The sequence below is a fragment of the Knoellia sp. AC549 genome, assembly GCF_979258975.1.
In genome coordinates, this window is record NZ_OZ409890.1 from 2436587 (window position 1) to 2462932 (window position 26346).

20 protein-coding genes, 2 tRNA genes and 2 pseudogenes are annotated in these 26346 nt (G+C 71.2%); 16 read left to right on the forward strand and 8 right to left on the reverse strand.

Annotation, left to right across the window (positions count from 1 at the left end):
• Positions 1 to 20 precede the first annotated feature (20 nt).
• On the forward strand, positions 21 to 293 hold the full coding sequence (locus ACZZ98_RS11925; RefSeq protein WP_463516440.1) for a hypothetical protein: 273 nt from the start codon (positions 21 to 23) through the stop codon (positions 291 to 293).
• Positions 294 to 310: 17 nt separating this feature from the next.
• On the opposite strand, the gene ACZZ98_RS11930 is transcribed toward ACZZ98_RS11925, so the two are convergent.
• A tRNA-Arg gene (locus ACZZ98_RS11930) sits at positions 311 to 386 on the reverse strand.
• A 51-nt stretch (positions 387 to 437) separates the two neighbouring features.
• Here ACZZ98_RS11930 and ACZZ98_RS11935 point away from each other — a divergent pair.
• The 3 genes from ACZZ98_RS11935 (at position 438) to ACZZ98_RS11945 (ending at position 5926) form a co-directional block, all read left to right on the forward strand.
• The gene (locus tag ACZZ98_RS11935; RefSeq protein ID WP_463516441.1) at positions 438 to 1712 is read left to right on the forward strand and encodes an MFS transporter; all 1275 of its coding nucleotides are present in this window, start codon (positions 438 to 440) and stop codon (positions 1710 to 1712) included.
• A gap of 132 nt (positions 1713 to 1844) precedes the next feature.
• A complete protein-coding gene (locus ACZZ98_RS11940) occupies positions 1845 to 5633 on the forward strand; it encodes an AAA domain-containing protein (protein WP_463516442.1) in 3789 nt (1262 codons plus the stop codon).
• Positions 5630 to 5926, forward strand: coding sequence for a hypothetical protein (locus tag ACZZ98_RS11945; protein WP_463516443.1), 297 nt, complete (start codon positions 5630 to 5632; stop codon positions 5924 to 5926). The genes ACZZ98_RS11940 and ACZZ98_RS11945 overlap by 4 nt, the downstream gene beginning before the upstream one ends.
• Before the next feature lie 40 nt (positions 5927 to 5966).
• Here ACZZ98_RS11945 and ACZZ98_RS11950 read toward each other — a convergent pair whose 3' ends face one another.
• Entirely contained in the window at positions 5967 to 6929 is a 963-nt protein-coding gene (locus tag ACZZ98_RS11950; RefSeq protein ID WP_463516444.1) for an ArsR/SmtB family transcription factor, read from the reverse strand.
• A 59-nt stretch (positions 6930 to 6988) separates the two neighbouring features.
• Here ACZZ98_RS11950 and ACZZ98_RS11955 point away from each other — a divergent pair, with 59 nt between their 5' ends.
• Positions 6989 to 8200 carry an MFS transporter gene (locus tag ACZZ98_RS11955; RefSeq protein WP_463516445.1) on the forward strand — a complete coding sequence of 404 codons (1212 nt, stop codon included), beginning with the start codon at positions 6989 to 6991 and terminating at the stop codon, positions 8198 to 8200.
• A 9-nt stretch (positions 8201 to 8209) separates the two neighbouring features.
• On the opposite strand, the gene mscL is transcribed toward ACZZ98_RS11955, so the two are convergent.
• Both mscL and ACZZ98_RS11965 read right to left on the reverse strand, forming a co-directional pair.
• Entirely contained in the window at positions 8210 to 8578 is a 369-nt protein-coding gene (gene mscL, locus ACZZ98_RS11960) for a large conductance mechanosensitive channel protein MscL (RefSeq protein WP_463516446.1), read from the reverse strand.
• 129 nt (positions 8579 to 8707) lie between these two features.
• Positions 8708 to 9394, reverse strand: a complete 687-nt coding sequence (locus ACZZ98_RS11965; RefSeq protein WP_463516447.1) for an SAF domain-containing protein — start codon at positions 9392 to 9394, stop codon at positions 8708 to 8710.
• A gap of 86 nt (positions 9395 to 9480) precedes the next feature.
• On the opposite strand from ACZZ98_RS11965, the gene ACZZ98_RS11970 reads away from it, so the two are divergent.
• On the forward strand, positions 9481 to 11352 hold the full coding sequence (locus ACZZ98_RS11970; RefSeq protein ID WP_463517773.1) for a DEAD/DEAH box helicase: 1872 nt from the start codon (positions 9481 to 9483) through the stop codon (positions 11350 to 11352).
• 29 nt (positions 11353 to 11381) lie between these two features.
• Here ACZZ98_RS11970 and ACZZ98_RS11975 read toward each other — a convergent pair whose 3' ends face one another.
• Positions 11382 to 13517 (reverse strand): potassium/proton antiporter, encoded by a 2136-nt coding sequence (locus ACZZ98_RS11975; RefSeq protein ID WP_463516448.1) that lies wholly within the window; start codon positions 13515 to 13517, stop codon positions 11382 to 11384.
• 47 nt (positions 13518 to 13564) lie between these two features.
• On the opposite strand from ACZZ98_RS11975, the gene ACZZ98_RS11980 reads away from it, so the two are divergent.
• Entirely contained in the window at positions 13565 to 16216 is a 2652-nt protein-coding gene (locus ACZZ98_RS11980; protein WP_463516449.1) for a penicillin acylase family protein, read from the forward strand.
• A gap of 21 nt (positions 16217 to 16237) precedes the next feature.
• Here ACZZ98_RS11980 and ACZZ98_RS11985 read toward each other — a convergent pair whose 3' ends face one another.
• Positions 16238 to 16810, reverse strand: coding sequence for a 5-formyltetrahydrofolate cyclo-ligase (locus tag ACZZ98_RS11985; RefSeq protein WP_463516450.1), 573 nt, complete (start codon positions 16808 to 16810; stop codon positions 16238 to 16240).
• 61 nt (positions 16811 to 16871) lie between these two features.
• Here ACZZ98_RS11985 and ACZZ98_RS11990 point away from each other — a divergent pair, with 61 nt between their 5' ends.
• The 6 genes from ACZZ98_RS11990 (at position 16872) to ACZZ98_RS12015 (ending at position 22244) form a co-directional block, all read left to right on the forward strand.
• The gene (locus tag ACZZ98_RS11990; RefSeq protein WP_463516451.1) at positions 16872 to 18257 is read left to right on the forward strand and encodes a UTP--glucose-1-phosphate uridylyltransferase; all 1386 of its coding nucleotides are present in this window, start codon (positions 16872 to 16874) and stop codon (positions 18255 to 18257) included.
• A complete protein-coding gene (locus tag ACZZ98_RS11995; protein WP_463516452.1) occupies positions 18254 to 19477 on the forward strand; it encodes a molybdopterin molybdotransferase MoeA in 1224 nt (407 codons plus the stop codon). The genes ACZZ98_RS11990 and ACZZ98_RS11995 overlap by 4 nt, the downstream gene beginning before the upstream one ends.
• Positions 19478 to 19622: 145 nt before the next feature.
• Complete coding sequence (moaC, locus tag ACZZ98_RS12000; protein WP_463516453.1) at positions 19623 to 20051, forward strand: cyclic pyranopterin monophosphate synthase MoaC; 429 nt, start codon at positions 19623 to 19625, stop codon at positions 20049 to 20051.
• Positions 20048 to 20542, forward strand: coding sequence for a MogA/MoaB family molybdenum cofactor biosynthesis protein (locus ACZZ98_RS12005; protein ID WP_463516454.1), 495 nt, complete (start codon positions 20048 to 20050; stop codon positions 20540 to 20542). The genes moaC and ACZZ98_RS12005 overlap by 4 nt, the downstream gene beginning before the upstream one ends.
• Entirely contained in the window at positions 20542 to 21207 is a 666-nt protein-coding gene (locus tag ACZZ98_RS12010) for a GNAT family N-acetyltransferase (protein WP_463516455.1), read from the forward strand. Before ACZZ98_RS12005 ends, ACZZ98_RS12010 begins: the two co-directional genes overlap by 1 nt.
• A 26-nt stretch (positions 21208 to 21233) precedes the next feature.
• Positions 21234 to 22244 carry a hypothetical protein gene (locus tag ACZZ98_RS12015; RefSeq protein WP_463516456.1) on the forward strand — a complete coding sequence of 337 codons (1011 nt, stop codon included), beginning with the start codon at positions 21234 to 21236 and terminating at the stop codon, positions 22242 to 22244.
• A 61-nt stretch (positions 22245 to 22305) separates the two neighbouring features.
• Here the strand turns inward: ACZZ98_RS12015 and ACZZ98_RS12020 are convergent.
• Positions 22306 to 23537 (reverse strand): annotated as a pseudogene (locus ACZZ98_RS12020) (AI-2E family transporter).
• 72 nt (positions 23538 to 23609) lie between these two features.
• Between ACZZ98_RS12020 and ACZZ98_RS12025 the strand changes: the two are divergent.
• The 3 genes and pseudogenes from ACZZ98_RS12025 (at position 23610) to ACZZ98_RS12035 (ending at position 25690) form a co-directional block, all read left to right on the forward strand.
• A tRNA-Ala gene (locus ACZZ98_RS12025) sits at positions 23610 to 23685 on the forward strand.
• A 187-nt stretch (positions 23686 to 23872) separates the two neighbouring features.
• A pseudogene (locus ACZZ98_RS12030) lies at positions 23873 to 24642 on the forward strand (SDR family NAD(P)-dependent oxidoreductase).
• A 34-nt stretch (positions 24643 to 24676) separates the two neighbouring features.
• Entirely contained in the window at positions 24677 to 25690 is a 1014-nt protein-coding gene (locus tag ACZZ98_RS12035) for a YihY/virulence factor BrkB family protein (RefSeq protein WP_463516458.1), read from the forward strand.
• A 12-nt stretch (positions 25691 to 25702) separates the two neighbouring features.
• On the opposite strand, the gene ACZZ98_RS12040 is transcribed toward ACZZ98_RS12035, so the two are convergent.
• Positions 25703 to 26278 carry an AAA domain-containing protein gene (locus ACZZ98_RS12040; RefSeq protein WP_463517774.1) on the reverse strand — a complete coding sequence of 192 codons (576 nt, stop codon included), beginning with the start codon at positions 26276 to 26278 and terminating at the stop codon, positions 25703 to 25705.
• Between the last annotated feature and the right edge of the window lie 68 nt (positions 26279 to 26346).

Here is a 26346-nt window from a genome sequence, read left to right on the forward strand (position 1 = left end):
GACGATCAGGAGGCGGCGGGATGAGGCTCTACATCTGCTGGGGCACGGGCGGTAGCGACCACCATGACTGCCACAAGGCGCACCAGGCGCTGGTCGACGCGGGACATGCGCCCGAGCTGGTCAAGGCCAGGGGCCAGGAGCACCTGCCGAAGTTCCTGCAGCGCAAGGTGCATCGCGAGGTCCACGCGCTGACCGGCTCGTTCTTCGTGCCCGTCCTGGTGCTCGATGACGGCACGGCTCTCAACAAGCCCGACGAGATCGTGGCCTGGGCGCAGGCCAACCCAGCTCGGTGAGAGTGACCGTCGCGCGATGGTGCCCTCGGCGTGATTCGAACACGCGACACCTTCTTTAGGAGAGAAGTGCTCTTCCCCTGAGCTGACGAGGGCGGGAAGGGCCCGGAGGCCGCGAACCAGACTAGATCACGGCATACTCGGCGCGTGACGGCACCGGACCACACCGAGACGACCACGCATCGCGACCCGGTGCAGCGCCGCACCGTCGCCACCCTCTCGATGTCGCAGATCCTCGGTGGTGTCTCGCTCGCGAGCGGTGTCGCGGTCGGCGCCCTCCTCGCCGAGGACGTCTCGGGGTCGCCGACCTATGCCGGGCTCGGGTCGACCTTCCAGGTCATCGGCTCGGCCCTCATCGCCATCCCGATGGCCCGACTCAGCGCCGCTCGCGGGAGGCGTCCGGGACTCGTCCTGGGCTACGCGCTGTCGTTCGTGGGTGCCCTCGGACTCATCGCCTCCGGCATCGTCGGCAGCTTCGCGCTGCTGCTCGTGGCGAGCCTGCTCTTCGGCGGCTCCACGGCATCCAACAACCAGGCGAGGTATGCCGCGGCCGACCTTGCCGACCCGGCCCACCGTGGGCGGGACCTCAGCCTCGTCGTGTGGGCCACGACGATCGGGAGCGTGCTCGGCCCCAACCTCGTCGGGCCCAGCGAGAGCGTGTCCCGGGTGCTGGGCATCCCGCGCCTCACCGGCCCCTTCGTCTTCTCGCTCGTCGGCCTGGTGCTCGCCATCGCGGTGCTGACCTGTCGGCTCCGCCCCGACCCGCTGATCGAGGCCCGCAAGCGCGTCACCGACGCCGACCCCGGCGCGTCCGGGCGGACCCACGGGTCCATCGGCCGCGGCCTGCGCGTCGTCGTCGCGCGACCCCAGGCCCTGCTCGGGCTCATCACCCTGGCGCTCGGGCACATGACGATGGTCAGCGTCATGGTCATGACGCCGCTGCACATGCGCCACGGCCACGCCGACCTCACGGTCATCGGCTTCGTCATCAGCATCCACATCCTCGGGATGTTCGCGTTCTCGCCGCTCACGGGCATGGCGGTCGACCGGCTCGGCGGCCGAGCCGTCGCGATGGCCGGATCCGGCATCCTCGCCGCGGCGACGCTGCTGGCATCGACGGCGCCGATGGGTCACTCGACCGGACTGCTCATCGCGCTCTTCCTCCTCGGGCTGGGCTGGTCCTGCACCTTGGTGTCCGGCTCGACGCTGCTCACGGGAGCGCTCCCGGTCGCCGAGCGCCCCGGCGCGCAGGGAGCCAGCGACCTCGTCATGGGGCTGTCGGCCGGACTGGGCGGGGCCCTGGCCGGAGTCGTCGTCGACCGGGCGAGCTTCCACGTCCTCGCCCTCGCCTGCCTCGTCATCGCCCTGGCCATCGGGGTCGCGGCCGTCGTGCTGCGCGGCCCGGCGGATCCCTCGTTGTAGCGCCGTGTGCTGTGCACTGCTGCGCTGTGGCGAGGCAGTGCACAGCGCCCGCCGGGACGGTTCTCGGTCGTGACGTGAGATGCCAGCGCGAGCGCGGCACGGCATACCAGCGGTCGTTGTTAGCCTGCAGCGGTGAGTGACATCGGACCGCAGTCAGAGATCGACTCGCGGACCGAGCGAGTCCGCCACGCCGTGGCGGGATGGACCAGGCACCTCGTCGACCTCGGGGGTCGCAACACCCTGCTCTGGTATCGCGACCTGCCCACCGGCACGCTCGACCTCACCACGGCGCACCCGGGCGGCGTCTCCATGCTCCTGGCCGGCCGGCCGACCCGGCTGTCCGATCTCGTGCGTGAGCCGGTGGCGTTCGACGAGGCCAGGCGACGAGCCCGCACCATCGCCGCCAAGAGCCGTGAGCTGCGCGAGGAGCGCGGTATCGACACGGGGTTCGTGGCCGTGGGGATGGCCACGTGGAGCCTGGGCCGCGGCAAGGCGGCGACGCCCCGGCAACCTGCCGCGCCAGTGTTCCTGCGGAGCTGCACGCTGCGGCCGACGACTCCGCAGCACGACGACTACGAGCTCGACCTCGGCGACGAGATCGAGTTCAACCCGGTGCTCGAGCACTACCTCTCGTCCGAGCAGGGACTGACGATCGACCCCGAGCGGTTCGAGGCCCTGACGCACACCGCCGGTGGCTTCGACCCCTATCCGGCGTATGCCGCGCTCACCGAGGCCTGCGCCGACGTGCCGGACTTCGAGGTCTCGCCACGGATCGTGCTGGGCACCTTCTCCTACGCCAAGCTGCCGATGGTCGCCGACCTCGCCACCCAGGGCGACGCGCTCGCCGACCACGACGTCATCGCGGCCATGGCCGGCGATCCCACGGCCATGCGGTCCGTGCGCCACGAGCTGCCGAGCCGCCCGCTCGACAGCGTGCCCGACCCCGCCCAGGGCCTGCTGGTCCTCGACGCAGACTCCTCCCAGCAGGAGGCCATCGAGGCGGCCCGCTCCGGCGCGCACCTCGTCATCCACGGCCCGCCCGGCACGGGCAAGTCGCAGACCATCGCCAACCTCGTCGCGGCCCTCGCGGCGGACGGCAAGCGCGTGCTCTTCGTCGCCGAGAAGCGGGCTGCCATCGATGCCGTCGTGGGCCGGCTCGACCGGGTCGGTCTCGGCGACCTCGTCCTCGACCTCCACGACGGCGCGCGGGGCCGTCGACGCCTCGCTGCCGAGCTCGCGGAGTCGCTCCCCGGTCACACGAAGCGACCCTCCGACCCGCCCGGCCGCGACGTCGACCGGCTGCGTGCCGCCGCATCCACGCTGCGCGAGCACCGCGACGCCATGCACGAGCCGCGCCACCCGTGGGGCGTCTCCGTCCACGACGTGCAGGAGGCGATCAGCGCGCTCGGCGGGAGTGAGCACCCGCCGCACTCGCGCGTGCGCATCCGCGGTGAGGCCCTGCAGTCCCTGCCCCGCGACCGCTACGAGGTGCTCACCCGCGAGCTCACCCGGATCGCGTCCCTCGGTGCCTGGCGCACCGACCACGCCGCCGACCCCTGGTTCGGCGCCAGGGTCCGCACGCCGGACGACGCCGTGCGCGCGCGTGAGCTCGTCGAGCGCTGGTCCGGCGACGGCATCTCGGGCGTCGGCTCCATCCTCGCTGAGGTCTTCAAGGGACTGAGCCTGCCCACCGCACGGACCGTGCGCGACTGGGGGCGCATCCTCGACACCGTCGCCGAGGTGCGCGACACCCTCGAGACGTTCCGGCCCGAGATCTTCGACGTCCCGCTCGGCGACTTCGTCGCGGCCACCGGCTCTCCGGACTACCGGTCGACCGTCGGTGCCGACCTCGGCTGGTGGGAGCGGCGCAGCCTGAGGCGTCAGGTGCGTCGCTATGTGCGCCCCGGACGTCCGCCCGCGGACCTCCATGCGGCGCTCGTCGCGGCGAACGAGCAGCGCAGCGCCTGGCGCGAGATGGCCGGAGCCGGCGGGCGTCCGGAGATGCCGGCGGACCTCGACCGGGCGATGGAGGCGTATGCCGCTCTCGCGGCTGACCTCGCCTGGCTCGACGAGCGTGTGCCGACCACGGACGGTGCCCCCAGCCTGGTGGACGTGCCCCGCGCGGAGCTCAGTGCGCGCCTGCAGGCGCTCGCGCAGGCGCCCGACAGGCTGGCCGTCGTGCCCTCGGTCATCGGTCCGACCGAGTCCCTGCGTGCCGCCGGGCTCGGGGGGCTCCTCGACGACTTCTCGACCCGTGGCGTGAGTGCCGACCGGGTCGCGGGCGAGGCCGAGTTCGTGTGGTGGAGCTCCGTGCTCGACGACATCTCCCTGCGTGACGCCCGGGTCGGAGCTCACGACGGCGACGACCTGCGCCGGACCGTCGGCGAGTTCGCTGCCGCCGACCGGGAAGTGCTGCGACACAACGCCAGTCGCGTCCGCGCCGCCGTGCGCGCCAACGTCGACCGCGTCCTCGCGGACGCACCGGAGCACGAGAGCCTCATCCGCGCCGAGGGCGCGAAGTCACGTCGTCACCGGGCGCTGCGCGACCTGCTGCCGGCCACGGGTGAGCTGCTCACCGCCGTGCGGCCGTGCTGGGTCATGAGCCCGCTCGTCGTCGCGTCCGTGCTGCCTCCCGGTGTGTGGTTCGACGTCGTCGTCTTCGACGAGGCCTCGCAGATCCCACCGGCCGAGGCAGTGTCGGCGATCTCGCGAGCCCGTCAGGTCGTCCTCGCGGGGGACGCCAAGCAGCTGCCCCCGACGTCCTTCTTCACGACCGTCACCGATGCGGGCGACGCCTCGCCGGACGACTCGCTCACCGAGGGTGTCGAGTCGGTCCTCGACGTCATGGCCGCGACCCTGCCGAGCCGCCGCCTGTCCTGGCACTACCGCTCGCAGGACGAGCGGCTCATCTCGTTCGCCAACGAGCACGTCTACGACGGGTCGCTCGTCACCTTCCCGGGTGCCGGCGCGGCCCCGGTGCTGCAGCACGAGCTCGTCGACGGGGCCGGAGTCGTCACCGAGGGGGCGGGCAGCGTCGAGACCACCCAGGCCGAGGTCGAGCGAGTCGTCGAGCTCGTCATCGAGCATGCTCGCGAACGGCCGGGCGAGAGCCTCGGGGTCATCGCCCTCGGGCTTGCGCACACCCAGCGACTCGAGGACGCGGTGCGCCGGGCGCTGCTCGGCCTGGAGCCGCGGACAGCGGCCTTCTTCAAGGAGGACCTCCACGAGCGCTTCTTCATCAAGAACCTCGAGCGCGTCCAGGGCGACGAGCGGGACGCGATCATCCTCTCCGTCGGCTACGGCAAGACCCCGCACGGGCGGGTGCTGCACCGCTTTGGCCCACTCAACGTCGAGGGCGGGGAGCGCCGGCTCAACGTCGCCATCACCCGGGCCAAGAAGCGCATGACGGTCGTGTCGTCGATCAGCGCCGACGAGCTCGACCCCCAGCGACTCAAGGCCAGGGGAGCCGTCATGCTGCGCGACTTCCTCGCGCACGCAGCCGGCGCAACCCATGGCGCCCACCCCGGCGCCGCTGCTTCCTCGGGCCCGGTCGACGAGGCCGCTCCGCCGGTCGGCGGTGACAGCTCCGACCTGGCCGCAGCGTCGGTCGTCATGGCCGAGTTCGCCCGCCGCCTGCGGGCCGGTGGGCTCACCGTCCACGAGCGCTACGGGTCCTCGGCCGACCCCATCGACCTCGCCGTGGAGGACCCGAACCACCGCGGCCGGCTGGCCGTCGCCGTCGAGTCCGACGGCCCGGCGTATGCCGCGATGTCCAGTGCCCGGGACCGTGACCGTCTGCGTGCCGAGCACCTCGGCCGTCTGGGCTGGAGCCACGTGCGGGTCTGGACCCGCGACGCCTTCCGCGACCCTGCGCGCGACGTCGCCCGGATCCGGGACCTCGCGGAGCGCGGCGGGTCATGACGCGTCCCTCCCGTCGCTCGTCGAGCGGTCCCCGGCGGGTCGGCTCCGACGCGGGGCTGACGTCCAGCCGCCCCGTGGCCGTGGAGCCGGCGGAGCCCGAGCCGCGCGCCATCCCAGAGGAAGCAGAGCCGAGCGACGCACTGCCGGGCGATGAAGGCGCCGGGAGTGGACGGCATACCGCCGAAAAGGTCGACCAGAGCAAGGACGACACGGACGAAGGGTGGGGTGAGGCCGGGGACGGCGACGCGTCCGCACGGTGGTTGCGCGAGAACCGTCCGCCCCACTGGGACTGAGCCCCACGGCGCCGTGACGGGTCAGCCCGTCACCCGGCCGTCACGTCCCGGCGGCGGTGAGGGCGTCGCCGAGGGCCGTGCGCCAGTAGAGGACCTCGCGACCCGATCGGCGACGCAGCACGAGCCCGCTGTCGAGGAGCACCTTGAGGTGGTTGCCGACCGCCCCCATCGGCAGGCGCGTTCGGGCAGCCAGAGCCGTCGTGCTCGCGGGGTCGCCCAGCTCTCTCAGGATGAGGGCCCGGTTCGGGCCGACGAGCCGGGCGAGTCCCTCGGGCGTCTCGCTGGCCAGGGGAGCGAGTGCGCCGGTCATGGGGTAGTAGATGGCATACCTGTCCGGCAGGGCCCAGCCGACCCAGCTGCCGTCCCACCCCACGGGGATGAAGGTCAGCTGGGCGTCCGTGCCCAGTCGCCGAGTGGGATGGTCCGCGCGGTTGATGCGTAGCTCGTCACCCTCGAGCCACTCGCGGTCACGGCCCAGGTCCCGCAGCACGCCCTCCCAGCCGTGGGAGGCAAGGCGTGATGTGCGCGCCACGATGTCGGCGCGCAGGATGCGCTCGCGCCGCGGCCAGTCGCTCGCGATCGTGTGCGTCCAGAGCCACTCCAACAGCTCAGTGGCGTGGGTCGACACCCCGGGCCGCGTGAGGACTCTCGGCAGGGTGCTCGGCGACGACTTCCGCAGGTCAGCACGAATCTGCCTGTCTCCCAGTGCTTGGACGAGCGAGAGCTCGTGGGCGAACCCCGGCGAGGGGCGGTCCGACGGCAGCGTCAGGAAGTCGGCGAGCCAGCCACGGCGGGCGTGGTGCGCCGCCACGGCTGCGCGGCCCGGGTGGTCGGCCAGCATCCGAGCGAACGCCTCGCCGTGCGCTGCGACGAAGGCCCGGTCACCCTGAAACCGGCCACGGCTGCCGGCGAGGTGGCCCAGGGCACCGACGACCTCGGCCATCGGCGAGATGTCGAAACGAGCTCTCGCCAGCACGGATGCCGGCACCTGCCACGTCCCCATGATTCGCCTCCACGCGAAGAGATGGCTCTGCTGTCCCGGTCGGCGCCAGAGTACGTTCCGTGACGACCTACCGCGAGATCTTCGGCATCCGAGAGTTCCGAGTGCTCTTCGTGTCCCGGCTGTTCGCCATGGTCGGCGTGGTGGTCTCCAGCCTCGCGCTCGGCACCGTGATGTACGACGAGACCGGGTCGCCGCTGCTGACGGCCCTGTCGCTCTTCGGTGGACCGCTCGTGCAGCTGGTCACCGCGCGCTACCTGCTGGCCGCATCGGACCTGCTGCGTCCGCGAACGGCGATGATCCTCACCGCGGGGGTCACCACGACCACTGCCGCGCTGCAGCTGCTGCCCGGCCTGACCTGGGAGATGCGGTTCGTCATCCTCGCCGCTGGATACGTCACCCTGGCTGCGACGTCCGGCACGGTCGTCTCGCTGCTGTCGGACATCGTGCCCCAGGAGGCGTTCGTCCTGGCCCGAGCCACGATGAACATCACCGTCGGCGGCATGCAGGTCATCGGCTACGGGTTGGGTGCCCTGGTGCTGGCTGCGTTGTCACCGTCCTGGTTGTTCGGCATCGCCGCCGTCGCCGGGGTGGTGGCGGGTGCCGTCGTCCGGCTCGGGATCGGCGACCATCCGCCGCGGGCGACCGGGAAGGTCGTCGAGCGCAGCCGGCGCGTCAACCGGGAGCTGCTCAGGTCGCCGATCGTCCTCCCCCTCTTCCTGATGATGTGGGTCCCCAACGGTCTCATCGTCGGGTGCGAGGCGTTGTTCATCCCCTACGCCGGTGAGGACGCCGGCTATCTCTTCGCCGCGGGCGCCGTGGGCATGCTGACCGGCGACGTCGTGATCGGACGCTTCCTGTCGGAGGAGCTGCGCGACCGGCTCGTCGTGCCGTTGCGGGTCATGCTCGCCCTGCCGTTCCTCGCCTTCCCCCTGTCGATGCCGATGCCCGTCGTGGTCGTGCTGGTGACGGTCTCGGCGCTCGCCTACCCGGCCTCGTTGCCCATGCAGGAGCGCCTCGTCTGGCACACCCGCCAGGACGTCCGCGGTCAGGCGTTCGGTCTGTCCAGCACCGGGCTGATGGCCGGCCAGGGGGTGGGCGCCGTCCTCGCTGGCGGCACCGCCCAGCTGCTCGATGGTCCCGGCGCCGCGGGATGGGCGATGGCGGCGATGGCCGTCCTCTCCCTGCTCGTCACTGCCGCGCTGGCGCCGGCCCTGCGGCGATCGGACAAGCCCTCGTCGGGCTCCGATCGTGCGGATCCTCGAGGGGGCTGAGCCGACAGGTCAGAGGTTGGGACGCGCGCGCAGGCTGTCGCGGATCTCCTTGAGGAGCTCGGTGTTGGGGTCGATCGTCTCGGACTCGGGCTCCGCCGGGAACAGGCGCTCCTTGGCGAGCGTGTACGGCTTGACGATGAAGAAGTAGACGACGGCGGCCAGGATGAGGAACGCCACGAGTGCGGTGATGAACGCACCGAGCGGGATGCCAGCCGGCCTCCACTCATCGAACTTGGGCTGGTTGCCCACCTTGCCCACGATGGACATGATGACGTCGACCATGGCCTTGACGACCGCGCCGAAGGCCGTGGCGATGACCACTGCGACAGCCAGCTCGACGACGTTGCCCCTGAGCACGAAGTCCTTGAAGCCCCTCATGGTTTTCTGTCCTTTCAGTCGACAACACTCTGCGCGACGAGAATTCGCCGAAGCGCGACCACAGTACAAGTCACCTCAGGCCCGAGCGAGGCGAGCGCCGGCCGCGTCGTGGCCGGGCGACGGGTCGGGTCAACCGGTCACCACGGCCAGCACCCGCGGTGGCCCTCCGTCCGGCCGTTGGCCAGCGAAGACCTGGTCCAGGGCGACGGGCGACAGCGCGATGACGAGACCTCTGGGGGAGGCGTGGGACCCGGGCAACGATCCCGCCAGGGAGACGTCGTCGGGCGGGTCGACGCCGAGGACGAGGACGTCGCGGGCGACCGCCGAGCCTCCGGTGTCGGCGAACAACGTCACCCGTTGACCGGCCGAGACGAGGTCGAGCGAGCGCTCGTCGGCGAGCAGGACGTGGGCGGCGACATGGTCCGCCGGCAGCCCGTCAGCCGGCGTCTGCGGCACGAGCCGGCCAGCCGTGAGCACCTCGCCGGTCTGCACCCGCGAGGACAGGCGACGCCCGGCGAGCTCGTCGGTGTCGGCCAACGCCCCGATGGCACCCACCGCGGTCGGCGGCGACCTGAGGTCGGCGGCCCGCACGTCCGACGCGGTGAGGACGGTCCCCGCGGGGAGGGGGCGCGCCGCCACGAGCACGGTGGTCGTGGCAGGTGCGGGCGGCCGGACGATGCCGACGAGAGCCAGCACGGAGGCCACCGCACAGGCCACGGCCGCCACCCGGCGCAGGGCCCACCGTCGCCAGCGGGCGCGCCGGGACGGACCGAGGAGCTCCGGGCGGGACGGCGAGGGAAGGCGGGGGCGTGGCATTCCTCGACGCTAGGTCGGGCGGGCCAGCCGAGGGAGGGCTCGGGAGGAGTCTGTGGACGACGCACCCGGTGAAGGGGACCCTGTGGATGACGGGCGACACGGCATACGAAGGGCCGGTGTGCCGTCCGGCAGAGCCTGCCGCGCAAGCACGTCATTCGCTGTGGCGGGGTGCGCGCCAGTACCGTCGAGTCGTGAGCGACAACAGCGTGACCAACAGCGTGACCCCCGAAGAGCCCGAGCAGAGCACCTTCGCCGACCTCGGCCTCGACGAAAGAGTCGTCCGGGCGCTCAAGGACGTGGGCTACGAGACCCCGTCCCCGATCCAGGCCGCGACGATCCCGGCGCTCCTCGAGGGACGCCATGTGGTCGGTCTCGCGCAGACCGGCACGGGCAAGACGGCGGCCTTCGCGCTGCCGATCCTCAGCCGCCTGGACCTCAAGCAGAAGTCGCCCCAGGCCCTCGTCCTCGCGCCGACCCGTGAGCTCGCCCTTCAGGTCTGCGAGGCCTTCGAGAAGTACGCCTCGCGCATGCCCGGCGTCCACGTGCTCCCCGTCTACGGCGGTCAGGCCTACGGCGTCCAGCTGAGCGCGCTGCGCCGCGGTGTCCACATCGTCGTCGGCACCCCCGGCCGGATCATGGACCACCTCGAGAAGGGCACGCTCGACCTGTCGGAGCTGCGCTTCCTCGTCCTCGACGAGGCCGACGAGATGCTCAAGATGGGCTTCGCCGAGGACGTCGAGACGATCCTCGCGGACACTCCGGCGGAGAAGCACGTCGCCCTGTTCTCGGCGACCATGCCCTCGCAGATCCGTCGGATCTCCAAGAAGTACCTCACCGACGCCCTCGAGATCACTGTCGAGCGCACGACGGAGACGGCGCCCAACATCACCCAGCGCTACCTCTTCTGCTCCTACCCGCAGAAGATCGACGCCCTCACCCGGATCCTCGAGGTCGAGAACTTCGAGGGGATGATCGTCTTCGTCCGCACCAAAAACGAGACCGAGATGCTCGCCGAGAAACTGCGGGCGCGTGGCTTCTCGGCCACGGCCATCAACGGCGACATCGCCCAGGCACAGCGTGAGCGCACCGTCGCGCAGCTGAAGTCCGGCAAGCTCGACATCCTCGTGGCCACGGATGTCGCGGCCCGCGGTCTCGACGTCGAGCGGATCAGCCACGTCGTCAACTACGACATCCCCACCGACACCGAGTCCTACGTCCACCGCATCGGTCGCACTGGTCGTGCCGGGCGCTCGGGCGACGCGATCTCGTTCGTCACGCCTCGGGAGCGCTACCTCCTCAAGGCGATCGAGAAGGCCACCAAGACGACCCTGACCGAGATGCAGCTGCCCAGCGTCGAGGACATCAACGCCACCCGCCTGGGTCGCTTCGACGACCGGATCACCTCGGCCCTCGCGTCGAGCGAGCTCAGCACCTTCCGTGACGTCATCGCCCACTACGTCCGCAACCACGACGTGCCCGAGGCCGATGTGGCCGCCGCGCTGGCGATCGTGCTCCAGGGCGACGAGCCGATGCTGCTCGGTCCTGACCCGGTCCGCCCGCCGCGACGTGAGCGCGACTTCGAGGACCGTGGCCCGCGCCGCGACGACCGTGGTGGTGCTCGCCCCGGCAGGGGTGGCGGCGACGAGCGCCCGGCCCGGCGGGGATCGAACGTCCCGATGGCGACCTACAAGATCGCCGTGGGCCGGCGCCACAAGGTCGAGCCTCGTCAGATCGTCGGCGCGCTCGCCAACGAGGGCGGACTCGGCCGGCAGGACTTCGGCCACATCGACATCCGCGCCGACCACTCGCTCGTCGAGCTGCCCGCGACGCTGCCCTCGGGCACCTGGGACAAGCTGCGCACGACCCGCATCTCCGGGCAGCTGATCGAGCTGAGCGAGTCACAGGAACGTGGCGGGCGCCCCGACAAGAAGCCGCACCGCAAGGGCCCTCGCAGCTGACGGCAGTCGGGCCCCTCGACGGCGAGGGGTCAGGCGGAGGCCTTGGACGACGAGGACGACGCCTTGGCGTCGGAGGAGCTGCCGGAGCTCGAGGGCTTCGACGCGCCTGACGAGTCGGAGCTCGAGGACGAGGAGCTGCCCGTGCCCGATCCCGAGTCGGACGAGCTGCCGTTCGACGCGGCGGGCGTGCTGCTCGTGGCGGCCGCGCGCGAGTCGTTACGATAGAAACCGCCGCCCTTGAAGACGACTCCGACGGAGTTGAAGACCTTGCGGAGCGACCCGTCACACTCGGGGCAGATCGACAGCGAGTCGTCGCTGAAGGACTGCACGACCTCGAAACGGTGGTCGCATTCGCGACACGCATAGGCGTACGTGGGCACGGGGTTCCCTCCTGGGCACTGCGGCATGAGCGTTTCCAAGGATACGGAACGCCGGGGGATGCTCCGGTATGCCGCCCAGCAACCGAGCGTTCCGGCATACCTTGCGTGCGTGTTGCGTCGGCAGACCATCGGGCTGCTCCGTCGAGATCGGGCGACATGCGGGTGCCCGGTGCGGGAGCCGCGCGCGTCGCCCGATCTCGAAGAGATCAGGAGGTGGGTGGGGTCCCGGGGGTGGACCAGCCGGCGAGGCGGCCGCCGCGGCTCACGGCATACAGACGCTTCTCGACGGTCGCGCGCACCGCCGCAGGCGTGACGATGAGGAGCTGGTCGCCGCGGCGCAACGGCGTCGTCTCCTTGGGGACGAAGGAGACGCCCTCGCGGACGACCAGGGCGACGTTGGCGCCGGGCGGGAGACGCAGCTGCATAGATCTGCACCCCCGCGATGCGCGACGTCGGCCCGACCGTCACCTCCATGAGGTGCGCGCCGATGTCGTCGAACGCCGTCGTCTCGAGCGTGAGGTCGACGGAGTGGTGCGACCTGTCGAGCCCCAGCCGGTGGGCGACCCACGGCAGGGTCGGAGCCTGCACGAGCGTGAAGATGACGACGAGGACGAAGACGAGGTTGAAGATCCACTCGACGCCCTCGGTGCCCAGCGTGAGGGGGACCGTCGCCAGCACGACCGGCACGGCGCCGCGCAGGCCCGCCCACGACAGGAACGCCTGTGACCGCCAGCCCAGCCCGAACGGTGTGCACGCCACGATCACCGACAGGGGTCGAGCGACCAGGAGGAGGACCAGTCCGAGCACGACGGCGGGAACCAGCACCGACGGGAAGCCTGCGGGGTCCGCGAGCAGGCCGAGCAGGACGAACAGCCCGATCTGGGCGAGCCACCCGAGAGCGGTCGAGAAGCCGAGGACGGACGCGCGGTGGGGGAGGCCCATGTTGCCGAGGACGAGGGACGCGAGGTAGCAGGCGATGAAGCCGGACGCGTGGATGACGTCGGCGGCGGCATAGGCCAGCACCGAGATGGTGACGACCCCGATGGCGAAGAGCGCGGACGACCCACCGGCCACCTTGGCCATCAGCCGGCCACCCAGCCACCCCACCGCCAGGCCCACGGCCGAGCCGACGACGAGCTCGAGGACGACGGTGACGGCGAGCGACCCCCACGAGATGCCGCCGGTGGCGGCGGTCTGGGCGGCCAGCGCCGTGACGAGGATGACGACGGGGGCGTCGTTGAAGCCCGACTCGGCCTCGAGCATGCCGCTGATCCGGCGCGGCAGCGGCACCCTGCGCAGCACGGCGAAGACGGCCGCGGCATCGGTGGACGCGAGGATGGCGCCGACGAGGAGGGCGGCGTTCCACGGCATGTCGAGCACGAACCGGGCGGCCACGGCGACGACGCCGATCGACACGACGACGCCGACGGTGGCCAGGGCCGCCGCGGGGGCGAGCGCACCCTTGATGGAGTCCCACTTCGTCGTGACACCACCCTCGGTGAGGATGAGCACGAGGGCGGCATAGCCGAGGACCTGGGTCAGCTCGGTGTCGGAGAAGTCGATGCCCAGGCCTCGGTTGCCCAGGGCGAGGCCGATCCCGAGATAGATGAGGAGCGAGGGCAGGCCGGACCGCGTCGAGAGGCGCACCGCGGCGATGGCGGTGATGAGGACCGCGGCGCCGATGAGCAGTGCCACCGAAAGTGCGTGTAGCTCACCGGACTCGGCCGCCACCAAGGTGTCTCGCGCACCACTGAGCGCGCGCGGCATGCCCAGGGTGTCGATCACGGCCCGTCCTTGCTCGTCGTCTCGCCTGACTGTCCTAGTCTCGCAGGGTGACTTCACACCGTGTTGCCCGACGGGTGGGCCTGGCCGTGGTCGGCGTCCTCGCCGTGGCTGCTCTCGTCCTCTCGATGGTCGGCGTCTCGCTCGTCCGTCGCTCCTTCCCGCAGACCGAGGGCGAGATCACCATCGCCGGGCTGAGCGGCAAGGTCGACGTCCTGCGCGACGAGCGCGGTGTCCCGCAGATCTATGGCGACAGCGTCACCGACATCGCCCGGGCCCAGGGTTTCGTCCACGCCCAGGACCGGTTCTTCGAGATGGACCTGCGTCGCCACGTCACGTCGGGGCGGCTCTCCGAGCTCGTCGGCGACGCCGGGCTCGAGACCGACAAGGTCATCCGCACCATGGGCTGGCGTCGAATCGCCGAGGCGGAGCTGCCGACGCTGGAGCCGTCGACCCGCACCTACCTCCAGGCCTACGCCGACGGGGTCAACGCCTATCTCCGCGGCCGGTCACCGTCGCAGACCTCACTCGAGTACGTCGTCCTCGGGGCCCAGGTCTCGAACTACCGCATCGACGAGTGGACGCCCGCCGACTCCATCGCGTGGCTCAAGGCGATGGCGTGGGACCTGCGTGGCGACTACTCGGACGAGCTGGCCCGCGCCCGCCTCTCGACGCGCGTCAGCCCCGCCCAGATCGCCGAGATCTACCCCCCTTACGACCTCGACAACAAGCCGATCCTCTCGCCACAGGACTGGAGCCCGGGCGGGGCCATGGCCGGCCCGTCATCCGCGATCCCGGGCGCGCTGACCGCGCCGCCTGCCGGGTCGTCCACCACCGCTGACGAGTTCTCCACCCCTTCGGCACAACGGGCGTATGCCGCGGTGGGACGTGCGCTTGCAGCCGTCCCGGCGCTCCTCGGCCGGGGTGACGGCATCGGCTCGAACTCGTGGGTGGTCGGGCCGCAGAAGTCCACGACCGGCAAGCCCCTGCTCGCCAACGACCCGCACCTCAGCCCGGGGCAGCCGGGCATCTGGTACCAGGTCGGCCTCCACTGCCGCGAGGTCTCGGAGCAGTGCCCGCTCGACGTGGCGGGCTTCTCCTTCTCCGGTGTGCCCGGCGTCGTCATCGGCCACAACGACCGGATCGCGTGGGGCTTCACCAACCTCGGCCCCGACGTCAGCGACTTCTATCTCGAGAGGCTCGACGGCGACCGCGTGCTGCGGGGGGAGACGTGGGAGCCGCTCACGACCCGGCGAGAGGTCATCAAGGTGGCCGGAGGCGCCGACGTGACGATCACCGTCCGCTCCACGCGCCACGGACCGCTCATGTCCGACGTCATCGGCAACCTCGACGACGCCGGCGAACGCGCCCCGGTGCCGGCGTCCGAGGGCACGGTGGCGTCGAGTCAGGACTTCGCCGTGTCGATGGCCTGGACGGGCCTGCGGCCGAGCAAGACCGCCGACGCGATCTTCGACATGAACGTGGCCCAGGACTTCGGTGAGTTCCGGGAGGCGGCCAGGTCCTTCGCCGTCCCCGCCCAGAACCTGCTCTACGCCGATGTCGACGGCCACATCGGCTACCAGGCGCCGGGTCAGGTGCCGGTGAGGGTGTCCGCCTTCCCCGGCTCACCTCCCGGCTACTGGCCGGCTCCGGGGTGGGACGAGGCCTACGACTGGAAGGCGGACGTGCCCTTCGAGTCGATGCCCTGGTCCCTCGACCCTGCCGAGGGCTTCCTCGTGGCCGCGAACCAGTCCGTGACCGCGAGCACGACGCCGTTCCTCACGACCCAGTGGGACCACGGCTACCGGTCACAACGCATCCGCGAGCTGCTCGAGGGTGCGACCCGGGACGGTGGCAAGGTCTCGCCGCAGCAGATGGCCGACATCCAGATGGACTCGCGCAACGAGTTCGCCCCGATCCTGGTCAAGGCACTCCTCTCGGTCCCACTCGGTGACGCCGACGACTCGGAGCAGGAGGTGGCGTTCATGCGTGAGGCCCAGGACCTGCTGCGCGACTGGGACCACACCACTCCTGCCGACGACTCCGACGCCGGGGCGGCCGCCGCCTACTACAACGCGGTCTGGGCCAACCTCCTCAAGCTGCTCTTCGACGACGAGGTGCCCGAGGACCTCAGGGCCAATGGCGGCAGCCGCTACATGGCGGCGGTCACGCGCATGCTCGGCAACCCCAAGAGCGCCTGGTGGGACAACCGCCAGACCGCGGGCATCACCGAGAGCCGTGACGAGATCCTTCGTCAGGCCCAGGTCGAGGCCCGCCTCGAGCTCACCAAGCGGCTGGGCAAGGAGCCGGAAGACTGGCGCTGGGGGGCCCTGCACACCCTCGAGCTCACCCACCAGGTGCTCGGTGGCGACAGCGTGCCCGGCATCGTGCGCGGCATCTTCAACCGCGGTGGCTTCGAGATGCCGGGAGGCTCCGCGATCGTCAACGCCAACGGCTGGGACGCGAGCCAGGGCTACGAGACCAACTGGGCCCCGTCGATGCGGATGGTCGTCGACCTCGGTGCCCTCGACCGGTCGACGTGGATCAACCAGACCGGCGCGAGCGGGCACGCCTTCAACGGGCACTACGACGACCAGACGCAGGACTGGGTCGAGGGGCGTCAGCACCCGTGGCCCTTCACCGAGGCGGCGGTGCGCGACGCGACCGAGGCCGAGCTGGCCCTCGTGCCGGAGACGAACTGACCGACGCGGGTGCCGGGTGACCTATCGGCCGTCCCGGAGCCAGGTGACACCGTCGACGGTGAGCATGCCGTCGACCGGCTGGTCGTAGGTGTTGAAGGGGAGTCGCGCGCCGTGCAGCTCCCCGGGGTGGAGGACGACGAACGCGCGCGTGCCAGGTGACCGGCGGGCGAGGGCGCGGTCATAGCTCCCACCGCCACGACCCAGCCTGGTCCCGGCGAGGTCGACGGCGAGGCCCGGCGTGAGGATCAGCCCGGCGGCCGAGATCGTGTCGGGACCCAGCGGCATACGTCGCTCGACGTGTGCATCGCACCAGTCGAGGTCGTTGTCCGGCAACGTGATCGGGACGACGACGCGTATGCCGCGTGCGGCCAGGGCGGTGACCGTCGCCTTCGTGGGTGGCTCGCTGGGCAGTGCCTCGTACGCGGCGACGACGTCACCGGCGGCGAGGCCGAGCTCGTCCGCGAGCCGCACGACGTGGGCCGACAGCACGAGGTCGTCGGCGTCACGGTCACGCGCCGCCGCGGTCTCTCGCCGAGCGGCGATCAGGGTTGGGCGCAGGGCGGCCTTGTCGCGGCTCGGGCGGTCCTCGGTCACCGGACCAGTCTGGCCGTCCGCAGCCCGGCACGCGCACGAAGCGTTCGCCTAGGGTTGCGGCATGGGCGATGACGGGCTGCAGCGGGCGACCGAGCTGATGCGTGCACGCGGGGTGGACGAGCGAGCGACGATGGCGTTCACCCGGTTCTACGCGATGCTCGAGGCGGACGCGACGGGACACATCCTCGAGGACTCGATCGAGCCGCTGGGTGAGGTGCAGGCGCTGGCCGACCTCGAGGTCACTGCCGCCGAGGCCCGCAAGGCGCTCGCCACCTCGGTGGTGCTCAAGCTCAACGGTGGACTCGGCACGTCGATGGGGATCAGCGGCGCCAAGTCCGCTCTGTCGGTGCGTGACGGGCTGACCTTCCTCGACATCATCGCGCGCCAGGTCCTCGCCCTCCGCGAGGAGCACGACGTCGAGCTGCCGGTCGTCTTCATGAACTCGTTCCGGACGCAGGACGAGACCGTGCAGATCCTCGCCGCGCACGAGGGCCTCGAGGTCGAGGGGCTGCCGCTGACCTTCCTCCAGAGCGCCGAGCCCAAGCTGCGCGCCGACGACCTCACCCCGGTGTCGTGGCCGGACGACCCCGAGCTCGAGTGGTGCCCGCCCGGACACGGCGACGTCTACATCGCGCTGCAGTCCAGCGGTCTGCTCGACACGTTGCGCGAGCGGGGGTTCCGCCACCTCTTCCTCTCCAACGCGGACAACCTGGGCGCCGTGTGTGATGCCCGGATCCCGGCCTGGATGGCGAGCGAGGACATCCCCTACGTCGCCGAGGTCTGTGCCCGCACCCGCAACGACCGCAAGGGCGGACACCTCGCACACCGTCGCGACGACGGTCGGCTCATCCTGCGGGACTCGGCCCAGGTCGCCCCCGGTGAGGAGGCGTTCTTCGCCGACAACGAGCGGCACGAGTACTTCCACGTCAACAACCTCTGGATCGACCTCGACGTCCTCGCGACCCAGCTGGCCGAGCGGGCAGGCGTCCTCGAGCTGCCGATCATCGTCAACCGCAAGACCGTGGACCCGACCCGCAAGGACTCGACGCCCGTCATCCAGATCGAGTCCTCCATGGGCACCGCGATCGAGGTCTTCGAGGGGTCGCGGGCCCTTTTCGTGCCGCGCGACCGGTTCCGCCCGGTCAAGACGACGAACGAGCTGCTGCTCGTGCGGTCCGACCTCTATGAGCTCGACGCCGCGAGCCGGGTGGTCTCCCTCATCGACCATGACGAGCCCTTCATCGACCTGTCCAGCGAGTTCAAGCTCATCGACGACTTCGAGGCCCGCTTCGCGCAGGGGGTGCCGTCGATCCGACAGGCCAGCTCCTTGGTGGTCGAGGGGGACGTGACCTTTGGCCGTGACGTGGTCTGCGTCGGTGACGTCACCGTGCGCGCCGACGAGCCGCGGGTCATCGACGACGGCGCCCGCCTCGAGGGTGACGTGTGAGGACGGTCGACGAGCACCGGGCGGCACTGCTCGCCCTCGTCGCCGCACTGCCGCCGGTGACGGTGGCCCTGTCGGAGGCCCTGGGGCGAGTGCTGGCTGCGGATGTCGTTGCGGCAGTGGACCTTCCGGGCTTCGACAACAGCGCAATGGACGGGTATGCCGTCCGCTCGGCCGACGTCGCCGGTGCCGGTCCCGATGTCCCCGTGGTGCTGGACGTCGACGGCGACATCGCGGCGGGCGACACCCGTCGCCACGTGCTGCGGCCGGGAGTGGCGATGCGGATCATGACGGGTGCTCCCTTGCCCGAGGGCGCCGACGCCATCGTGCCGGTCGAGGCGAGCGACGGGGGAGTGTCGCGGGTTGCCTTCACGTTGGCGGCCGAGGTCGGTCGCCACCTGCGCTCACAGGGCGAGGACGTCCGGGTCGGCGACGTGGTGCTGCGCGGCGGCACGCGCCTGGGGCCTGGCCAGGTCGCTCTGGCGGCGGCGTCCAACGTCGCCGTCGTCATGGTGGCGCCGCGTCCGCGGGTCACGATCCTGTCCACCGGCGACGAGCTGGTCCCGCCGGGCACCCCGCTCGAGCACGGCCAGATCGTGGACTCCAACAGCGTGATGCTCGCCGCGCTGGTCAGCGCAGCCGGCGCCGAGGTCGTGGGCAGGAGCCACCTCTACGACGACGCCGAGGCCATGGCATCCCTCCTGCGGGACATGCCGGGGCAGCCCGACCTCGTCCTCACGACCGGCGGGGTGTCGATGGGCGCCTATGACACGGTCAAGGAGGTCCTCTCGGACACGGGCACCGTCGACTTCGTCAAGGTCGCCATGCGTCCGGGCATGCCGCAGGGCGCCGGGGTCGTGGGCGGGCGGCGCACGCCGATCATCACCCTGCCCGGCAACCCGGTGAGCTCGTTCGTGTCGTTCCACGTCTTCGTGCTGCCGGTTCTGCGAGCCCTGGCCGGTCTCGACGCCGAGGTGGCGACCACCGAAGCCCTCGCAGCTGAGGGCTGGTCGTCGATCGGGGGCAAGGTCGAGTTCACCCGCGTCGTGCTCGGTGCTGACGGCGCGAGGCCGTCAGGCGGACAGGGGTCACACATGCTCGGGGCCCTGGCCGAGGCCACGCACCTGGCGGTCGTCGACGCCGAGACCACGCAGATCCGGCCCGGGGACACGGTCCACCTCCTGCCCTTGGTGGGGGAGAATCTGCCTCGTGGCCACCGATGACTCCAGCTCCACCCGACAAGGGCCCGCTTCACCCGATGTGCCAACTCGGGTCGAGGCCCCCTTTATCGGGTCACCCGATAATGCGGCGGGGGGTGAGGGTCGGGGGAGCGGGCTGACGCATGTGCGCGCTGACGGGACGGCGCACATGGTCGACGTGTCCGCCAAGGCGGTGACGGCACGCGAGGCCAGCGCCCGGGGGCGGGTCCTCCTCGCGACCGCCGCGGTCGCGGCCCTGCGTGACGGGACGGTCCCCAAGGGGGACGCACTCGCGGTGGCGCGGCTGGCCGGCATACAGGCGGTGAAGCGCACACCGGAGCTCATCCCGCTCGCACATCCGGTCGCGGTCCATGCCGCGTCGGTCGACCTCGTCGTCACTGACGAGGGCGTCGACATCAGCGCCACCGTCCGCACCGCCGACCGCACCGGCATCGAGATGGAGGCCCTCACCGCCGTGAGCGTCGCCGCCCTCGCCCTCATCGACATGGTCAAGGCCGTCGACAAGCACGCCCGCATCACCGACGTCCGCGTCACCGCCAAGTCCGGCGGTCGGTCCGGCGACTGGGTCGAACAGTGACCGGCGAAGGCAGCCTCGCAGGGCGGCGCGCCGTCGTCGTCACGGCGTCGACCCGCGCGTCGCAGGGTGTCTATCCCGACAAGGGCGGTGCCCTCATCGTCGAGACCCTGCGTGCCTGGGGCGCCGAGGTGAACGACCCCACGGTGGTGGCGGACGCCGACATCGTCGAGGCCCTCAAGGCTGCCCTGGCGACAGGGCCCGACCTGCTGCTCACGACGGGCGGCACGGGCATCAGCCCGACGGACGCGACACCCGAGGCGACGGCCGGCCTGCTCGACCACGAGGTGCCGGGGATCGCGGAGGCCATCCGGGCGGCCGGCGTCGCTGCTGGTGTCCCCACCGCGATGCTCTCTCGTGGGCTCGCCGGCGTGGCCGGGCGCACCCTCGTCGTCAACCTCCCCGGCTCCACCGGAGGGGTGCGCGACGCCCTCGCCGTCCTCGAACCCGTGCTCGGGCACGCGCTGAGCCAGCTCGCGGGGGGCGACCACTGATGCTGTGGAACCGCCCGCGGCGCGGATGGTCGCTGCTGCTGGCCGGCACCACCACGCAGGGGGTGCCGATCCTCCTCCGGCCGCTCCGGTCCGAGGACGCCGACGAGTACTCGTCGGTGCGGGCACGCAACCGCCACTGGCTGAGCCCCTGGGATGCGACCTCGCCGGTCCCGGCGACCTCGCCCCGGACGTTCGACGACCTCGTCGACCTCTACCAGGAGGACGCGCTCGCCGGCCGGATGATCCCGCTCGTCATCGAGGTCGACAGGCGGCTCGTCGGCCAGGTCAACGTCAGCAACATCGTCATGGGGTCGTTCCGGTCCTGCACCGTCGGCTACTGGGTGGCGCAGTCGGTGGCAGGAAAGGGCATCATCCCGACCGCTCTGGCCCTCGTGGCCGACCACGCGATCAAGGACCTCGGATTGCACCGCATCGAGGTCAACATCCGGCCCGAGAACACCGCGAGCCTGGCCGTCGTCCGCAAGCTCGGCTTCCGGGACGAAGGGGTGCGTCAGCGGATGCTTCACATCGACGGTGACTGGCGCGACCACCGCTCCTTCGCCCTGACGACAGAGGATCTCGACGGCGGGACGCTGATGGACCGGCTGACCCACACGTCACAGCAGTCACGTGCGCGACACACCGTTGAGGGTCCGACTGACTGACCTCCCGCACGCCTAACGTCGTGCTCGTGCAGCCGAGCAGCCTGATCTTCCTTGTCATCATTGGGATCTGGGCTGCCTACTTCGTCCAGTACTGGGTCCGTCGTCGCGAGCACCTCGCCACGATCCGGTCGGTCGACGCCTTCTCCGAGACCATGCGCGTCCTGCAGCGGCGGGCGCCGCTGCCCTCGGTCGACCACGGTGGGCAGGCTCCCCGCACCTATGCCGTGAGCCCCGCCCGGGCCATGCGGCCCCAGGTCACGGTCAAGCGCGCCGAGGCCCACGTCGCCGCTCCGGTCGCCGCCCGCGTCGAGCCGGCTCGCTTCCTGGAGCCGGTCACCCCGCCGCGCCACACCATGCGCCCGGCCCGCGCCGCCCGAGGCCTGGTCGTGCTCATCAGTCTCGTCGGCACGATCGTCTTCGGTGTGCTCGCCGCGCTCGGTGTCCTGGTGGCCTGGTCCTTCGTCGTTCCCCTGGCCATGGCCGTCGGTGGCTTCTTCTGGCTGCGAGCCGGTGTCCAGTCCGAGCTCAAGGCCCAGCGCGCCGCTCGGGGCCGCGCTCGCCGGGCTGCGGTTCGCGCCGCCGACACGTCCCAGCCCTCTCGCGTGACGACGCCTGCCCGGGTGGCCGCGCCGGCTGCTCTCTCCGGGTCAGCGCATCCGGCGGCGCAGCACTCGGCGCAGACCGCGCCGAGTGAGACGGCGGCGGCCGAGCAGACACAGGTCGCACAGGCTCAGGTCGCTGCGCCCTTCGACGTGGCCTCCGAGACGGTCGCCAGTGCCACCCCGGTGCAGGCGCCGGTGGAGCGTCAGCCGGTCGCCGAGGTCCAGCCCGTCGCCGAGCACGAGGTCGCCCTGCCCGAGCTCGACGAGGACGACATCCCCCTCACCTGGGATCCGCGTCCGGTGCCGCGACCGACCTACACGATGAAGGCCAAGGCCGCCGAGCGTCCCGCGCCTGCACGGGAGGCGGAGCCGGCAGCGCAAGGCGAGCACCCGGCATACGACGAGCTTCTGCAGCGCCGCACCGCCGGCGCCTGACACCCCCCCAGCACACGACGAACGCCCCGCGAAGTCCTCGCGGGGCGTTCGTCGTGCAGGCTCAGACCTCCTGCTCGGCCTCCGCCTGTTCGACCTCGTCCTCGAGGTCGTCCGGCACCTCTTCCTCGTCGAGCAGGTGGTGACCCACGGCGTTGAGGACGGCCACGAGCGGGACCGCGATGAGAGCACCGAGCACGCCCGCGACGACGACACCGGCAGCGATGCCGAGGATGACGGCGAGCGGGTGGACGCGGACGGCGCGACCGAGGAGGAACGGCTGGAGCACGTGCGACTCGAGCTGCTGCACCGCGACGACGCCACCGAGCATGATGAGCGCCTGGACCGGGCCGAGGGCCACGAGGGCCAGCAGCACCGGCACGGCCCCCGAGACCGCGGCACCGATGACTGGGACGAAGGCGCCGAAGAAGACCAGCACGGCGACGCCTGAGGCGAACGGCACCCCGAGCAGGGCGGCCACGATGCCGATGCCGAGGGCGTCCACGGCCGCGACGAGGATCGTCGCGCGGGTGAACGCCGACAGCTGGCTCCACGCGATGACGCCGGAGGAGTGGACGCGGTCACGCGTGGTGCGGGGGAAGAGGCGCACGACCCACGCCCAGATGCGCTCACCGTCGTAGAGGAAGAAGAACAATGCGAACAGCGCGATGAAGAACCCGGCGACGACGTGCGTCGCGGTGAGGCCCGCCTGCGCCGCGGTCTCACCGAGGTTGCCGCCACCGGAGCTAGCTGCTCACGGGCCTGGGCGATCCAGTCGTCGACCTGGGTGTCGGTGATGCCGAAGGTGGTCCGGAACCAGCTGCGGATCTCGGTGATGCCCTCGCCGACCTGGCTGCTGATGTCGCTGAACTGCGAGGTCAGCTGCGACCCGACGAAGCTCAGCGCCCCCACGATGACGGCGAGGGTGCCGAGGACGGTGAGCCCGGCCGCCGCACCGCGTGGGATGACCCTGCTGAGCACCCGCGTGACCGGTCGGAGGAGGGCGGTGAGGAGCAGGGCCACGATGATCGGCACCGTGACGGCGGAGAGGTAGGCGAGGATCCACAGCGCACCAAAGATGACGGCCGAGATGATGAGGAGTCGCCAGGACCATTCGCTCGCGGTGCGCACCCCCATGGGCACCTGCCAGGCGGCTGGCTGGTGCGTCGGATCCGGGTCGGCGGCGGGCTCGTGGTGGGTCAGCGGGGAGGCGGGAGCCGGCGCCGACATCCCGAGTCTGGGCAGGTCAGCGGGGTCGGCGCGGCCGACGCGGCTGGACGGCATACGGAGGCGCATGTCGTCGAGCGTATGCCGGGTCGTCCGGTTTCGTGACCGGCCTCGCCCGGTGTTATCGTGAGGCCGCTCAATGGGGCTGTGGCGCAGTTGGTAGCGCGTCTCGTTCGCAATGAGAAGGCCAGGGGTTCGAATCCCCTCAGCTCCACCAGAGTCGAGAGGGCCGGACACGACATCGTGTCCGGCCCTCTTGCGTGCCAGGTGCGCAGAGGTCGCAGAACGAGGCGTGGCGGACCTTTGCCTCACGGCTGTGTGAGGCCTGAGCCTCATCGAGATGGTGTGATGTCCATGGGTTGCGGATGACCCTCGGTCGCCATCCTCCGGAGCAAGGACACCTCATGTCGGACACGCAGAGTCCCTTCGCGCTCGACGGGCGGGTGGCCGTGGTCACGGGCGCGACCCGCGGCCTCGGAGAGGGGTTCGCCAAGGCCCTCGGCGCCGCCGGCGCGTCGGTCATGTTGCTCGGTCGCGACCAGGACCGAGGGGCCACTGTGGCCGAGGCCCTGACCGACGAAGGCGTGGACGCGGCATACCTCGCTGTGGACGTCACCCGGCCGGACGACGTCACCCGCGCCCTCGACGAGACTCTGGAACGGTTCGGACGGTGCGACATCCTCGTCAACAACGCCGGTGCGTGTGTGCACGCCCCCGCCCTCGACGTCACGCCGGAGGACTGGCGCCAGGTGATGAACGTCAACCTCGATGCGGTGTGGACCTGCAGCCAGACCTTCGGCCGCCACTTCGTGCAGGAGCGGGCGGGGACGATCATCAACATCGGGTCGATGTCCGGCCTCATCGTCAACCGGCCTCAGTGGCAACCCGCCTACAACGCCTCCAAGGCCGCCGTGCACCACCTCACCCGCAGCCTGGCCGCGGAGTGGGGCGAGTTCGGGGTGCGGGTCAACGCCCTGGCACCCGGCTACATCAAGACGGACATGTCCCCGGTCGACGAGCCACGCTTCCGCCAGAACTGGATCGAGGACGCGCCGTTGCGGCGCTACGGCACGGTCGAGAGCTGGCACCGGCGGTGGTCTTCCTGGCCAGCGAAGCGTCCTCGTTCATCACGGGTTCGGTGCTCGTCGCCGACGGGGGTTACACGGCCTTCTGACGTGGGCGGGATCCGGCTGTGATGAGATTCGGGCGTGGCACAAGTCGGACAGCTGGATCGCTTCCAGCGCAAGCACCCCGTCGTGGGATTCCCCCTGGCCGTCATCTACAAGTTCGTCGACGACCAGGCCGGCTACCTCGTCGGGCTCATCGCCTACTACGCGTTCCTGTCCTTCTTCCCGCTGCTCATCCTCTTCACGACGGCGCTGAGCTTCGTCCTCGTGAACTATCCCGACCTGCAGGCGCGGGTCCTCAACTCGGCACTCTCGGAGATCCCGGTCATCGGGGAGCAGCTCGGGCAGCCGCAGAGCCTGCGCGGAAGCATCGCCGGGATCATCGTGAGCATCGTGGTCGCGCTCTATGGCGGGCTGGGCGTCGGGCAGGCCTTCCAGTACGCGATGAACACCGTGTGGGGAGTGCCGCGCAACTCCCGACCCAACCCGTTCCGGGCGCGGGGCCGCAGCTTCCTGCTCCTGCTGACGATCCTGCTCTTCGTCGTGCTGACCACAGCGATCTCCGTCGTCAGCGCTCGAGCCAGTGACAGCTTCCCGGTGATGACCAGGCCCGTCGTCACGGTGCTGACCTTCGTCGGCACGGCCTTGGTCTTCGCCCTCGGGATGCGCCGCGCCGTGGCACTGGACCTCTCGTTGCGACAGGTCGCCGTCGGGGCAACCGGTGCCGCCGCGACGTGGCAGGTGCTGCAGTACTTCGGGGTCGGTCTCGTCGAGTCGGCCGCGCGCTCGCAGTCCGCGACCAACGGGGTGTTCGGCATCGTCATCGGTCTCTTCGCGTTCTTCCACCTGGCCGCGTTCGGGACCGTGCTCTTCGCCGAGGCCGACGTGGTGCGCGAACGGGCTCTGTACCCGAGAGCCCTCCTCACCCAGTTCACCGACAACGTGGACCTCACCGACGGTGACCGTCGGGCCTACGCGCAGCAGGCCCGCATCGGCCGGTTCAAGGCCTACCAGCAGATCGACGTCGACTTCGAGAGGCCGGTCGAGCCCGTCGAGTCCGGCGAGCCGCCGTCGCCGAGCGCCCCACCGCGCTGACCGCCTGGAGCGTTAGGCGCTCACCATCGGGAGCTCCACCGTCGTGGTCGGCAGCGTCGTCACCGCGCGCTCGCACAACCCGAGGAACGCGCCGAGAGCGACGAGCTCCGCGGGAGTGCGCGGCGCGAAGTCCGTGAGCACGGTGGATCGGACGAGGTATGCCGCGTGCTGGGCTCGCGAGACCGCGACGTTGAGCCGGTGCCGGTCGAGGAGGAACCCGATGCCGCGGGGGACGTCGGCGTGGGCCGAGGCGGCCATCGACACGATGGCCACCGGCGCCTCCCGCCCCTGGAACTTGTCGACCGTGCCCGCGGCGACGTCCTCGAAGCCCGCCGCGTCCAACGCCGCCCGCAGGGTGCCGACCTGGGCGTTGTAGGGCGTAATGACGAGGATGTCGTCCTGCGCCAACGGCCGCGACGGAGCGTCCGGGGAGAAGCTGCCAGGCGAGACCGAGGTGCTCGCGCACGAGCTGCACGACGACGTCGGCCTCCTCCGGGGACCACTGGCTGCGGTCGCGGTGGTCCACGAGCCGGACGTGCAGGCCGGGCTCGACGCCGTCGAGCAGGCGCTTCGCCGTGCGGTCCTCATGGGAGCGCAGCCGGCCTTCGTAGGCCAGTCGCGACACCGGCTCGGTGAGGGCGGGGTGCATGCGCCAG

Bases quoted from the DNA above. Each gene is read 5' to 3' on its own strand.
- ACZZ98_RS11925 (WP_463516440.1), top strand. From the start codon at position 21: ATGAGGCTCTACATCTGCTGGGGCACGGGCGGTAGCGACCACCATGAC.
- ACZZ98_RS11945 (WP_463516443.1), top strand. From the start codon at position 5,630: ATGACGCGTCCCTCCCGTCGCTCGTCGAGCGGTCCCCGGCGGGTCGGC.
- ACZZ98_RS11950 (WP_463516444.1), bottom strand. From the start codon at position 6,929: ATGGGGACGTGGCAGGTGCCGGCATCCGTGCTGGCGAGAGCTCGTTTC.
- mscL (WP_463516446.1), bottom strand. From the start codon at position 8,578: ATGAGGGGCTTCAAGGACTTCGTGCTCAGGGGCAACGTCGTCGAGCTG.
- ACZZ98_RS11965 (WP_463516447.1), bottom strand. From the start codon at position 9,394: ATGCCACGCCCCCGCCTTCCCTCGCCGTCCCGCCCGGAGCTCCTCGGT.
- ACZZ98_RS11970 (WP_463517773.1), top strand. From the start codon at position 9,481: ATGACGGGCGACACGGCATACGAAGGGCCGGTGTGCCGTCCGGCAGAG.
- ACZZ98_RS11990 (WP_463516451.1), top strand. From the start codon at position 16,872: ATGGGCGATGACGGGCTGCAGCGGGCGACCGAGCTGATGCGTGCACGC.
- moaC (WP_463516453.1), top strand. From the start codon at position 19,623: ATGGTCGACGTGTCCGCCAAGGCGGTGACGGCACGCGAGGCCAGCGCC.
- ACZZ98_RS12010 (WP_463516455.1), top strand. From the start codon at position 20,542: ATGCTGTGGAACCGCCCGCGGCGCGGATGGTCGCTGCTGCTGGCCGGC.
- ACZZ98_RS12040 (WP_463517774.1), bottom strand. From the start codon at position 26,278: ATGAGGACCGCACGGCGAAGCGCCTGCTCGACGGCGTCGAGCCCGGCC.